This window comes from Devosia sp. A449 (genome assembly GCF_054489375.1).
In genome coordinates this window covers 46,513-58,734 of record NZ_JBTMWU010000002.1, presented here as the reverse complement: position 1 = coordinate 58,734, position 12,222 = coordinate 46,513, and the positions used below count along the sequence as shown (strand labels likewise).

At 61.8% G+C, this 12,222-nt stretch carries 13 protein-coding genes; 7 read left to right on the top strand and 6 right to left on the bottom strand.

All coding sequences use genetic code 11. The features are described 5' to 3' along the window. Positions 1-102 precede the first annotated feature (102 nt). Both ACX3OW_RS06055 and ACX3OW_RS06050 read left to right on the top strand, forming a co-directional pair. Positions 103-621 (top strand): MarR family winged helix-turn-helix transcriptional regulator, encoded by a 519-nt coding sequence (locus ACX3OW_RS06055; protein WP_459094863.1) that lies wholly within the window; start codon positions 103-105, stop codon positions 619-621. Positions 622-703: 82 nt separating this feature from the next. Then, positions 704-1,504 carry a class I SAM-dependent methyltransferase gene (locus tag ACX3OW_RS06050; RefSeq protein ID WP_459094862.1) on the top strand — a complete coding sequence of 267 codons (801 nt, stop codon included), beginning with the start codon at positions 704-706 and terminating at the stop codon, positions 1,502-1,504. Positions 1,505-1,509: 5 nt separating this feature from the next. Here the strand turns inward: ACX3OW_RS06050 and ACX3OW_RS06045 are convergent, their stop codons facing one another. Beyond that, positions 1,510-1,974, bottom strand: a complete 465-nt coding sequence (locus ACX3OW_RS06045) for an Lrp/AsnC family transcriptional regulator (protein WP_459094861.1) — start codon at positions 1,972-1,974, stop codon at positions 1,510-1,512. A 388-nt stretch (positions 1,975-2,362) separates the two neighbouring features. Here ACX3OW_RS06045 and ACX3OW_RS06040 point away from each other — a divergent pair, with 388 nt between their 5' ends. The 5 genes from ACX3OW_RS06040 (at position 2,363) to ACX3OW_RS06020 (ending at position 4,920) form a co-directional block, all read left to right on the top strand. Then, a complete protein-coding gene (locus tag ACX3OW_RS06040; RefSeq protein WP_459094860.1) occupies positions 2,363-2,767 on the top strand; it encodes an META domain-containing protein in 405 nt (134 codons plus the stop codon). A gap of 136 nt (positions 2,768-2,903) precedes the next feature. Next, the gene (locus ACX3OW_RS06035; protein ID WP_459094859.1) at positions 2,904-3,305 is read left to right on the top strand and encodes a hypothetical protein; all 402 of its coding nucleotides are present in this window, start codon (positions 2,904-2,906) and stop codon (positions 3,303-3,305) included. A 131-nt stretch (positions 3,306-3,436) separates the two neighbouring features. Further along, positions 3,437-3,820, top strand: a complete 384-nt coding sequence (locus ACX3OW_RS06030) for an MliC family protein (RefSeq protein ID WP_459094858.1) — start codon at positions 3,437-3,439, stop codon at positions 3,818-3,820. A 57-nt stretch (positions 3,821-3,877) separates the two neighbouring features. Then, positions 3,878-4,411: a hypothetical protein gene (locus ACX3OW_RS06025; RefSeq protein WP_459094857.1), complete on the top strand. Its 534-nt coding sequence runs from the start codon at positions 3,878-3,880 to the stop codon at positions 4,409-4,411. 77 nt (positions 4,412-4,488) lie between these two features. Further along, positions 4,489-4,920, top strand: coding sequence for a DUF3995 domain-containing protein (locus ACX3OW_RS06020; RefSeq protein ID WP_459094856.1), 432 nt, complete (start codon positions 4,489-4,491; stop codon positions 4,918-4,920). Positions 4,921-4,994: 74 nt separating this feature from the next. Here the strand turns inward: ACX3OW_RS06020 and ACX3OW_RS06015 are convergent, their stop codons facing one another. The 5 genes from ACX3OW_RS06015 to glgC all read right to left on the bottom strand — a co-directional run bounded on the left by ACX3OW_RS06015 (position 4,995) and on the right by glgC (position 12,168). Further along, positions 4,995-5,423, bottom strand: coding sequence for a hypothetical protein (locus ACX3OW_RS06015; protein ID WP_459094855.1), 429 nt, complete (start codon positions 5,421-5,423; stop codon positions 4,995-4,997). A gap of 304 nt (positions 5,424-5,727) precedes the next feature. Continuing rightward, positions 5,728-7,725, bottom strand: coding sequence for a glycogen debranching protein GlgX (glgX, locus tag ACX3OW_RS06010; protein WP_459094854.1), 1,998 nt, complete (start codon positions 7,723-7,725; stop codon positions 5,728-5,730). A gap of 96 nt (positions 7,726-7,821) precedes the next feature. Next, on the bottom strand, positions 7,822-9,456 hold the full coding sequence (locus tag ACX3OW_RS06005; RefSeq protein WP_459094853.1) for an alpha-D-glucose phosphate-specific phosphoglucomutase: 1,635 nt from the start codon (positions 9,454-9,456) through the stop codon (positions 7,822-7,824). Continuing rightward, positions 9,437-10,897: a glycogen synthase GlgA gene (glgA, locus tag ACX3OW_RS06000; RefSeq protein WP_459095459.1), complete on the bottom strand. Its 1,461-nt coding sequence runs from the start codon at positions 10,895-10,897 to the stop codon at positions 9,437-9,439. Before glgA ends, ACX3OW_RS06005 begins: the two co-directional genes overlap by 20 nt. Continuing rightward, positions 10,897-12,168, bottom strand: a complete 1,272-nt coding sequence (gene glgC, locus ACX3OW_RS05995; RefSeq protein WP_459094852.1) for a glucose-1-phosphate adenylyltransferase — start codon at positions 12,166-12,168, stop codon at positions 10,897-10,899. The genes glgA and glgC overlap by 1 nt, the downstream gene beginning before the upstream one ends. Positions 12,169-12,222 lie beyond the last annotated feature (54 nt).

The following is a 12,222-nucleotide window of genomic DNA, read 5'->3' as shown; positions in this document are numbered from 1 at the left end:
ATTCATGGCCGCCAGTTGGCGCCAATCATGCCCGAGGCCCAGGGCCTTGGCAAACCGCAAAGGCTGGTGGATAAGACGAGATGGCGTCCTGATGGGAAGAGAATGGCAGCGAACATAAAACATGTCAACATAGCTGACATAAATTCCACGCCCCCCGGCGGCGAGGACCTGCCGCTCGATATTATGGGCCTGTTCTTCTTCGCCTATCGCGATTTTACCGGCGATGCCGATGCCCTGCTCGGGCGCCAGGATTTTGGCCGGGCCCACCACCGGGTGCTGTATTTCGTCAATTTGCGCCCCGGCATGCCGGTCGCCGATCTGCTCGATATCCTCAAGATCACCAAGCAGAGCCTGGCCCGCGTGCTGCGGCAGCTGATCGACAACGGCTATATCGAGCAAAAAACCGGCCATTCCGACCGCCGCCAGCGCCTGCTCCACGCGACCGACAAGGGCCGGCAGTTCTTTGGTACGCTCTCGGCTACGCAGGCCAGCCGCATCACCGCCGCCATCGCCGCCCTGCCCCCCGATTCCCGGCGCATCGTGACGCGTTTTCTGGTCGGCATGGTCGATCCGGCCGATCGGGCAGTGCTTGACCGGCTAAACCTGACGTCAGGACTATAACGAACAGTCGCGCGAACTATTCGCAGCCGTTAACCAGCAGACCATGCCTTCTATTGCCTAGTCGTCATCATCTGACGATATAATGTTGGCAGCACCGGGGGGACTGCTGGATATGCTGGCGCGGCAGAAAAAATACGAAGATTTATTGTTCACCCATCTCGCGGGGCGCGATGCCGGCGAGATTCGTTTCTTCGTCAATGCGCGCCGCTTCGACATTATGCGGCGCACGCTCGAGCCGCATCTGGCTGGCAAGACTGTTCTCAATATTGCCAGCGGCCCCTTCGCCATGGAATTTTACCTGTCGCCGGCCTGCAAGCGCATCGACAGCATCGATATTGATGGCTTGCTGGCGCCCTTGCACACCAGCCTGGTCGACGCCGGCCTGATCGCGCCCTCCAGCTTCGAGGTCTGCGATGTCATGGCCTTCGAGCCCAGCCAGCAATATGACGTGATCGTCGTCAACGACATGTTCTACACCAAATATGTCGATTTCTACGCGGTGATGGAGCGCTACGCCCCCTTCCTCAAGCCGGGCGGGCAATTCTATTTCGACATTCTCGACCGCCGCGCGGGAATCTTGTGGTCGCTGTTCAACAAGGATGGGCGCTACCGGCGCTATGACATGGCCGATGTTCGCGCCACGCTGGCGCGGCATGATCTGGCCGTTGAAACCAGCCTGCCCTCGCTCGGCATCAAGGGCGGGTTGGATGGGATGGTCCGGCGCCTGCTCTGGCGCACCGCCGGCGTCGCCAACAACATCATCTTTCTCTGCCGCAAGGGCGGCGCCGCACTGATTTTAGCCGGCGCGCTGCTCATTGGCGAGCCGGTCATCAAAATCTATAGCGATGATCGGCCGATCGCGGCCCAGACCGCCATTGCCTGACGCTGCTAGATCGGCAGTCCGGTACGCGCCTTGACCGTGCGGATGCTCATATTGGAGTGAATGCGCGCCACGCCCGGCAAACGCGCGCTGAGCCGGCGATGCAGCCGCTCGAAATCGTCGTGATCCTGACAGACCACGCGCAAAATATAGTCCGACTGCCCCGCCATCAAATGGCATTCGAGCACCTCTGGAATGTCCTGCACGGCAGCCTCGAACGCTTCCAGCGCCGCCTCGCTCTGGCTGATCAGCCCCACTTCTATGAAAAACTGCATCGAATAGCCGAGCCGCCCGGCATTGAGCACCGCCCGATACGCCTCGATCAGCCCCTGATCCTCCAGCGCCTTGAGCCGCCGGTGACAGGCCGAAGCCGACAACCCCACGGCCTCGCCGAGCACCTGCACGCTCTTGCGGCTATCCACCTGCAGCAGCCGCAACAGCTTGCGGTCCACCGCGTCGATCGGCAATACCATTGCGCGCTTTCCCTGAAGTCTCGAATGATATTCGACCATGAGCGGCGGTGGCTCAAAAATGCAAGCGCCACGGCAAAAAAGAAGGGCGCGAAACCGAAGTTTCGCGCCCCCACCGGAGACACCACAAAGGAGCGTCAGCCTCTGCAGCAGTCCACCGATCGCTTGGTGTCGGGGAGGACCGGCACCAAAACAGCGTCCGGATGATGACGTTGACTGCCGTCCGGGTTCGTTCGGATAACGGGACCGGACGACAAGGGTTCCCCCGCCGCGCATCTGTGATCGGCGAATGAAGAGGCCAGACCCTGCCCGGCAGATAGGTTTTGCCCTCCAGGGTCGAAATCCGCCACAATCACCGGCCAAGCCTGCCGCCGGAACAAGGAGAATATCTATGCTGCGCCCGACCCTGCTGAGTCTCGCCACCCTCGCTTTGCTGTCCCTCCCGGCGGCCGCCGATGGCGACCCGCTGGCCGATCTGATCGGCACCAGCTGGCAGTTGACCGAACTCGGCGGCGCGGCCTCCGCTGCAGACGTCACCTCGACCCTGATTTTTTCTGCCGACAGCGTGAACGGCAATGGCGGCTGCAATTCCTATGGCGGCAAGCTCGAACCGACCCCGAACGGCATCGCCATCAGCCAAACCTTCTCGACCATGATGGCATGTCCCGGGCTGGATCAGGAGCAGGCCTTCTTCGCCGCGCTCGAAGCCACCAAGAATTTCGCCATCACCGGCGGCAACCTGCAATTGCTGGATGACGGCGCCACCGTTCTGGCCGAGTTCACACCCGCCAGCTAAGCCCCGCTTGCCGGCCCCAGTTCAAACATGAGTCTCCACGCGCGAGCATTGCGCGTGGATTTATCGCCCGCGCCATGGCGTCCCGCCCGCACAAATGCTTTAAGGGCAGCCAATCATCTTGACCCGGACCTGCCCCATGACCATCACCAAGGAACAAGAATTCAAGATCCGCTTCGTCGAAGTGCTCAAGGATTTGCAGCAGAACGGCTCGAAGGACAAGGAAGCCATGTGGCTGCTCGGCAGCCTGGCGGCGGATCTGGCGGACGATCTCAAAACCGCCGATTGGTCGAGCGCCAAGCGGACCATGGCCCCCGCCACCTATGACACGCTGCTGCGCACCTTCGAGGCCCAGGGCAATGAGCATCATCGCGAGGGCCGGTCGGCGCATGCTTATGTCATTCAGGTTCTCGCCATCTCCCTGATTGCCCGCACCCAGGGCGGCGACCCGCAGATCGCCGCGGGCGAAGCCCTGCTCGACCAGATCATCGACTACACCGCCGCCATCTATCGCCGGGAAAAAGTCGCCGAGGCCAACTAGAGCGTGGCAATTTGCGTTGCGCCCTCATGGCCGGACCTGCTCCGGCCATCCGGCACCCAGGTCGATCGTCTCTGACCCAATTCCGCCTTGTGCCGAAAGCACCATGGCGCAACCCAACGGAGGCCCCACCTATGACGCATCCCCTGCTCGCAGCAGCCATCATCGCCACCTTGCTCGCGCCTGGCGCCGCCCAGGCCGTCGAAACCTCGGTCACCATCAATCTGGCGACTCAATCCGACTTCGAGCGCCGCGTCATGCATTATGACTGTGCGGCAGCCGAGCCGCTCACCGTGACCTATATCAACGCGGCGCCGAATTTCCTGGCACTGGTGCCGATTGTCGAGGAACCCGAAGAACTGGTGTTTACCGCCGTCATCGCCGCTTCCGGCGTGCGTTACGCCGCCGGGCAATGGGTTTGGTGGACCAAGGGCGCCGATGCCAGCCTCTACGACATGACACTTGGCGAAGATGCCCAAGCTGTGCTTACTTGCTCGGAGTTGATCAACACCCCGTGAGCCATGGACCCGCACGCTGCGCCGGAGCTTTTTCCCCACATCCGCATCGTTTTGGGCATGGTCGTCGGTCTAGGCATCTCCCGCCTATTGCTGGGCGTGTCCAGTCTGGTTCAACATCCGAAGCGGAAAACCTTCTCGACGCTGCAATTGCTATGGGTCGGCGCGATCCTGCTCGAACTCATTCACTTCTGGTGGTGGGAATTTGCGCTGTTCCAGCTCGACGACTGGACCTTCGGCGTCTTCTTCTTCATTTTTCTCTACACCATCGTGCTGTTCCTGCAGGCGGCGCTGCTGTTTCCTGATTCGCTGGCTGAATATGACGGCTATGAGGATTTCTTCCTTAATCGTCGCCCCTGGTTCTTCGGACTATTCATCGCCAATATTCTTTGCGACCTGGTCGACACCTATATCAAGGGCGAAGCCCATTGGAGCAAATTCGCCTTCGAATTCGCCCTGCAGGCGCCCATCGGCATCGCCCTTTGCGCTATCGCCATCTGGACGCCAAACCGGAATTTTCACCTGACGCTGGTGTCGGTCTATCTCATCTACAAGCTGTCGTGGATCTTCCGCCTGTTCAACACCGTCACCTGAGCCCTGTTGCTCGCGCGTGAGGCGGCGGCTATCACCCCGATCACGCGTTCCTTCCGCACCAGGAGATTCTTCCGCTTATGAGCATGCTGATCGCCGCTTTCATGTTCATCGCCCTACTGGCCGTATCGACGGCGCATTTGCTGTGGTCACTCGGCTTCACCTGGCCGATCCGCGGCGAGAAGCTGCTGGCCCAGACCGTGGTCGGCTTCCGCGATATCGAGCGCATGCCGCCCAGGCTGGCTTCCTTCGCCGTGGCGGTGGTCACCCTGGCTGCCGGCATCCTCGCCCTGGCACTGGCCGACCACACCAGCGGCGGCCTGCCCCTGACGCTGCTGGGCCTGCCCCTCGCCATCATGTTCCTGGCACGCGGCATCATTGGCTACACCGCCTGGTGGGCCGAAAAGACTCCCGAAGCCAATTTCCGCCTCAATGACGCCCGCGTCTATTCCCCGCTTTGCCTGTTCCTGGGCGCCGGCTTCGTCGCATTGGTGATCCTGCGACTGCTCTGAACGCCTACCGCAAACGACCAGCGCCGAACCCTTGCGGATTCGGCACTGGTCCAGTTCGAGGCGACGGGCTGCGCCTAATAGAGGAAAATCTCCGGGTTGCCCTTCGGGTCGGCCACCGCCACCACGCGGTTGACGTCGATATGGTTGGCAGTGAACCAGCCATTGAGCGCCCCGTCGGCGCGAATGGCATCACGGAACTTACCGAGCTGAACCGACTTGGCGGCCTCGGCACTGGCAATCTGGGCCTGTTCAGTTGCCGGATAGAGCGTCTTGGTGTCGAAGGTCTTGATGCTGGTCGCCTTGTCGAGGAAGGCCAGATCGCCGGCCGTCCAGCTACCGATCATGTCGACCAGATTGCCTACCGGCACCAGCTCAGTCTTGACCCCCATGGTCACCTTGGCCGCGGCGGGCGCCGGCGTGGTCGCGGCGAAGGCCGCAGTGCCGGGAATAGCGAGAATGGCAGCGAGCAGCACTGCCGCCGATACTGAGCGCATCGGTTTCATTTTGAACTCCATGGATTGCGAGATCAGGCCGCAGGATTCTGCGAGCGGTCATCGGCGTGACATCGCGTCGACGCTAGCATCAGGCGCTCCACCCAAGGCAATTTTGGGCTTGATCTTGGGAATTGTCGCGGCATGATTTGGGCAATCGCAAGGATTGTGGAATGTTTCAAATCATGTCCGGAATGTAATCTTGGACAGGTGCCGAACTGACTGACGTGATCCGCCTGCGCAAATCTGGTCAAGTCATGGCGGGCAACGCGCCCGCCATTGCACTCTATCAGCGTCTTGGCATGGTTGCCGTCGACTAACCGCGCACCAGCGCCACCACCGAGCGCGGCGTCAGCGTCGCGATATTGTCGGCGATCGGCACCGTGGCCAGACTGTCGGAGAGAATGCCGACGCTCCATCCGCCCTCGGGCAAATGCGCCACCACCGGTTCGGCGCGCCGGTTAAACCACACCAGCACCTCGTCATCCTTGTGCCGCAGCTGCATGCCCAGCACCGAAGCGCTGGAGTCGCCCCAGTCGCCTTCATTCATCTCGCGGCCATCCGGGTGCAGCCAGACCACGTCACGCACGCCGTTCTTCTCCTGCCCGGAGAGGAAATGGTCATGCGTCAACGCGGGATGCGCCTTGCGGAACCGGTTCATCGCGGCGACGAAGTCGACCAGCTCGCCATCGCCGTTTTCCCAGTCCAGCCAGGTGATTTCATTGTCCTGCGCATAGGCATTGTTGTTGCCCTGCTGGGTGCGGAACATCTCGTCGCCCTGCTGCAGCAGCGGCACGCCGCGCGACAGGAACAGCGCCGCCAGCAGCGCTCGCACGTCGCGCTTTCGGGCGGCCTGAATGGTCTCGTCGTCGGTCTCGCCCTCGGCCCCACAATTCCACGAGGCATTGTGGTTGTGGCCGTCATTATTGTTCTCGCCATTCGCCCCGTTATGCTTGTCGTGATAGCTCACCAGATCGCGCAGGGTGAACCCGTCATGCACCGCCAGCATATTGACGCCATGGCTGGGCTTGCGGCCGGAGAAATTGAAGATTTCGGCCGAGCCAGCGACCTTGCCGGCCAAGGCGCCGATCTTGCCGTCCTCACCGCGCCAGAACTCTCGCACTTCGTCGCGATAAGTGTCGTTGTGCTCCTTGAATTCCTTGCCGAACTGGCCGAGCGCATAGCCGCCCGGACCCGGATCCCAGGGCTCGGCCACCAGAATGGCCTTGCTCAGCACCGGGTCGGCCTTGATCTTCTGCAGCATCACCGCATTGGGGTCGAAGCCGGGATCGCGGCCCAGAATGGTGGCCAGATCGAAGCGGAAGCCCGAGACGCCCATTTCCTCGACCCAGTAACGCAGCGAGTCGATCACCAGCCGTTGCGTGGCCGGATGGTCGCAGCGCAGCGTGTTGCCGGTGCCGGTGTCGTTGACCAGATGCTGTTTGCCGTCGACTTCCACGAACCGGTAATAGGTCTTGGCGTCGAGCCCCATCAGGCTCAGCATCGGCCCATTGGCGTCGCTTTCGCCGGTGTGGTTATAGACCACGTCGAGGATCACCGAGATGCCGTTCTTGCGGTAGAGATCGGTCATGTTCCGCAATTCCTGCGGCCCACGCGGCGCCAGCCTTGGGTCGATGGCTGAATAGGCCACCGGATTATAGCCCCAGGCATTGGTCAGCCCGAGCACCGGCAGGTGCCCCTCATCGATCCACGCTGCCGTCGGCATCAATTGCAGCGTGTCGACGCCGATATATTTCAGATGATCGATCACCCGCTGCGTGGTCAGCCCGGCAATGGTGCCGCGTAGCGGCCCCTGCACACTGGGATGGCGCATGGTGTAGCCGCGCACGTTCATTTCATAGAACAGGCCCGGCGCCTTCTTGCGCGGCAGAATAGTCTCGCCGGTATTGCTGATCACGATGGCCTTGGGGATCAGCGGCGCGGTGTCGACGGCCTCGCTGCGATCCAGCCGCAGCCGCGGCGACCGCACGAACACCCGATCCAGCCGTTTGGCATAGGGATCGACCAGCAGCTTCATCGGATCAAAGAAATAGCCCTGATCGGGATCATAGGGCCCATCGGCGCGCAACCCATAGCGCGTGCCCGCCGTCAGCCCCGAGACCAGCCCGGCCCAGATATGGTCCTGATGCACATCGAGCTCGAAGCGGTCGGTTTCCTCGTCCTGCTCGTCATAGATCGACACCCAGATCGTGGTGGCGCTTTCCGAGTACACAGCAAAATTGACGCCGCCCTCGGTGAGGGTGGCGCCGAGGTGCTCAATACTGCCCCCATTGGGGACAATCATGGGTTTCATTGGTGTTCCGATGCTAAAGCAAGGTGTTCGCAAATAACCTTGCGACAACAAAAGGTTAGGGCCGATGAGGTGACCCTGGTCAAATCATGTACGGCCCTAGGTGATGACGCTGGGTTCCCGCCGGCCAGTGCGCTGCTTGATCCCCGTGAGCTGATCGACCAACGCGATGAGCGGCTCCAGGGCAGTTTGCGTCTCGAGATCGTGTCGTCCATCGGCGGCCTCATAGCGCTCCAGATAGAGCCGCAACGTGGCGCCGACCGTACCGGTTCCGCTCAGCCGCACAACGATGCGACTGCCGTCAGTAAAGCCGATCCTGATGCCCTGTCTGGCACTGGTCGAACCGTCGACCGGATCGTGGTAGGTGAAGTCGTCAGCGTAAGCAACTTGCAAGTCTTCTGCAAGAATTCTGCCAGAAAGCTTGGGCAATTCTGCACGCAAATCATCGACAAGCTTGCCAGCGATTGCGGCATCGACCTCTTCATAATCGTGACGCGTATAGTAGTTGCGCCCATAACTCGCCCAGTGCTCGCGCACGATCTGATCGACGCTCTGCTTGCGGACCGCGATGATGTTGAGCCACAGCAGCACGGCCCAAAGACCGTCCTTCTCGCGCACATGGTTCGAGCCGGTGCCGGCGCTTTCCTCGCCGCAAATGGTCACCCTTCCGGCATCCAGCAGATTGCCGAAAAACTTCCAACCCGTTGGCGTTTCATGCATTTCGATGCCGAGCTTTTCCGCCACCCGGTCTGCCGCCGCACTGGTCGGCATCGAGCGGGCAATGCCGGCAATGCCATCTTTGTAGCCCGGCGCCAGATGCGCATTGGCCGCCAGAATGGCCAGCGAGTCCGAGGGCGTAACGAAGCGGTTCTTGCCAATGATCAGATTGCGATCCCCATCGCCATCCGAGGCCGCGCCGAAATCAGGCCCCTCCGGCGTCATCAGCAGATCATGCATTTCCTTGCAATAGACTAGGTTCGGATCGGGATGCCCGTTGCCAAAAGTGGGCGACGGCGTGCCGTTGATCACCGTCCCCTTGGGCGCACCAAGCAGGCCTTCGAGAATGGCGTGGCCATAGGGGCCGGTAATCGCATGCATGGCGTCGAAGGTCATGCGGAAGCCCGAGGCGAACAGCGCGCGGATGGCGTCGAAATCGAACAGCGTCTGCATCAGCGCCGCATAATCAGCCACCGGATCGATCACCTCGACCACCATGTCGCCTGAACGCTGCGTGCCGATCTGGTCCAAAGCCACGTCGGGCGCATCATTGGTCAGATAGCGGTCGATCACCTTGCTGCGCGCATAAATCGCGTCGGTGATCTTTTCCGGCGCCGGTCCGCCATTGCCGATATTGTATTTGATGCCGAAATCGCCATCCGGCCCGCCCGGATTATGGCTCGCCGACAACACCAGCCCGCCAAAGGCCTTGTGATGGCGAATGACATGGCTGGCCGCCGGGGTCGACAGCAGCCCGTTCTGCCCGACCAGCACCTTGCCGAAGCCGTTGGCCGCCGCGATGCGGATCGCCTTCTGGATGGCGACATCATTGTAGAAGCGCCCGTCGCCGCCAATCACCAGCGTCTGGCCGGCGATCCCGTCCAGGCTGTCAAAGATCGACTGCACGAAATTCTCGGCATAATGGGGCTGGGCAAACACCGTGACCCGCTTGCGCAGGCCCGAGGTTCCCGGCTTCTGGTCGGCAAAGGGCGTGGTTTTAATGGTCAGGATCGTCATTGGTGCTCAACCCGGTAATAGTGGCGTAGAGATCGGCGTAGCGCGCGGCGCTTGTCGCCCAGGAGACATCCGTCTTCATTCCCCGCCGCTGGATTTTCTTCCAAAGTTTGTCGTCATTATAGAGGCGCACGGTACGGCGCAGCGCCTCATAGAGCGCATGGGCGCTGCCGGCGTCAAATTTGACGCCCGTCGCCACCTCGGCCGCAATCGCCGCCGGATTGGCATCGATCACTGTATCGGCCAACCCGCCAATGCGGCTCACCACCGGCACGCAACCATAGCGCAGCCCATAAAGCTGGGTCAGCCCACAGGGCTCAAAGCGCGACGGAATGAGGATAGCGTCACAGCCGCCCTGCATCAGATGGCTCAGATTTTCGTCATAGCCGGTGACCAGGCCCACCTTGCCCGGATGGCGCTGCCACATATGGCGGAAGCCTTCTTCAAGCGACGCGTCGCCCGAGCCCAGCACGGCGAGCCGGGCGCCGAGTCCCACCAGACCATCCACCGTGTGCAGCAGTAGATCCATACCCTTCTGGTCGGTCAGCCGGCTGACCACGCAGAACAGTGGCCCGTCCACTCCATCGAGCCCAAAACGCTCCGCCACGGCCAGCTTGTTGGCGCGGCGATGCTGGGTGGTGTTGGCCGAATAGGTCTGCACCAGCGCCGGGTCCTTGCTCGGATTCCACGCCTCGGTGTCGATGCCGTTGAGAATGCCCACCACGGTATCGGCCCGCCCATTGAGCAGCCCTTCCAACCCCATGCCGAATTCCGGCGTACGGACTTCGTCGGCATAATTGGGGCTGACCGTGGTGACGTAATCGGCACATTCCATGCCGCCCTTGAGGTAGGACACGCCGCCATAATATTCGACGCCACCCACATCGAAAGCATGCGGCGGCAGGCGCAGCTGGCCGAAAATCTCCCGGCCAAACGAGCCCTTGAAGGCGATATTGTGGATGGTCATCACCGTCTTGACGGTGCTGTTCGGCCCGAACTTGATATAGGCCGGCGCCAGCCCCGCCTGCCAGTCGTGGCAGTGGATCACATGAGGATTGTAGCCCTCGACCAGCCCCATGCCCAATTCGGCCGCCACCCAGCTCAGCGCCGCGAAGCGCTTCCAGTTGTCCGGCCAGTCCCAGCCGTCAGGGCTGACATAGGGATTACCCGGCCGGTCATAGAGGATCGGCGCATCGATAACGATGACGTCCAGCCCCTCCACCCGCGCCGCGATCAGCTTGGCCGGTACACCGAACACATCGGGTAGGTCCTTGACCACCCGGCCGCCACTGAGCTTGGCCATCACCGACGGATAACCGGGCACCAGCGTCCGCATGGCGACGCCATGCCCGGCCAATGCGCCCGGAAGGGCGCCCGCCACATCGGCGAGCCCCCCGGTTTTGATCAGCGGATAGACCTCGGACGCTACCGAGAGAACTTCAATCATCGCCCAGCCAGATATTTATTGATCATTGCCTGGGTGATCAGCGTCACCCCTTCATCGCTGCGGCGGAACCACTTGGCGTCGAATTCGGGATCTTCGCCCACCACCAGCCCTTCGGGGATGTTGACGCCACGGTCAATCACCACCTTTTTCAGCCGCGCATTTCGCCCGACGTCGCAATAGGGCAGCACCACCGCTTCGTCGAGCACCGAATAGGAGTGCACGCGCGAGCCGGTCGACAGCAGTGTGCGCTGCAAATGGCCGCCCGAAATGATGCAATCGCCTGACACCAGCGAGTTGACCGCCGAGCCGCGCCGACCGTCAAAGTCATGCACGAATTTGGCCGGCGGGGTGATCTCGGCATAGGTCCAGATCGGCCAGTCACGGTCATAGAGGTCGAGCTGTGGCTTGATATCGGTCAGGTCGATCGACGCCTTCCAATAGGCATCGATGGTGCCCACATCGCGCCAATAGCTCACCTCTTCATTGCTGGAGCGGACGCAGGAGCGCGGGAAGCGATGCGCCCAGGCGGTGCCGTTCTTGACGATATAGGGGATCACATCCTTGCCGAAATCGCGGCTGGAGCCTTCGGTGGCGGCGTCGCGGCGCAACTGCTCCATCAGGAAGCGCGTCTCAAACACATAGATGCCCATGCTGGCCAGCGCCATGTCCGGCTTATCGGGAATCCCCGGCGGGTCGGCAGGCTTTTCGACGAAATCGACCACCCGGTCGCGCCCGTCGACATGCATCACGCCAAAGCCGGCGGCCTCCATGCGCGGCACTTCGAGACACCCGATGGTCACGTCGGCCCCGGTGTCCACATGCTGGCGCAGCATGATTTCATAGTCCATCTTGTAGATGTGGTCGCCCGCCAGGATGACGATATAGCGCGCGCCCGAATCCTCGATAATGTCCATGTTCTGGTACACGGCGTCGGCGGTGCCGGCATACCACATGTCCTCGCGCACTCGCTGGCTGGCCGGCAGCACGTCGAAGCTCTCGTTACGCTCGGTGCGCAGGAAATTCCAGCCGCGCGACAGATGGCGGATCAGGCTATGCGCCTGATATTGCGTCGCCACCGAAATGCGGCGGATGCCTGAATTGATGGCGTTGGAGAGCGCAAAGTCGATGATGCGGGACTTGCCGCCGAAATACACCGCCGGCTTGGCGCGCCGGTCGGTCAATTCCATCAGACGCGTGCCGCGCCCACCGGCCAGCACATAGGCCATGGCCTCGCGGGCCAGCGGCGATGGTACTCTGTAGTCTGCCATTTTCTAACCCTCCACTACTGCCCGTTTGCCGGGACGTATCGCTTTCTACCCGGC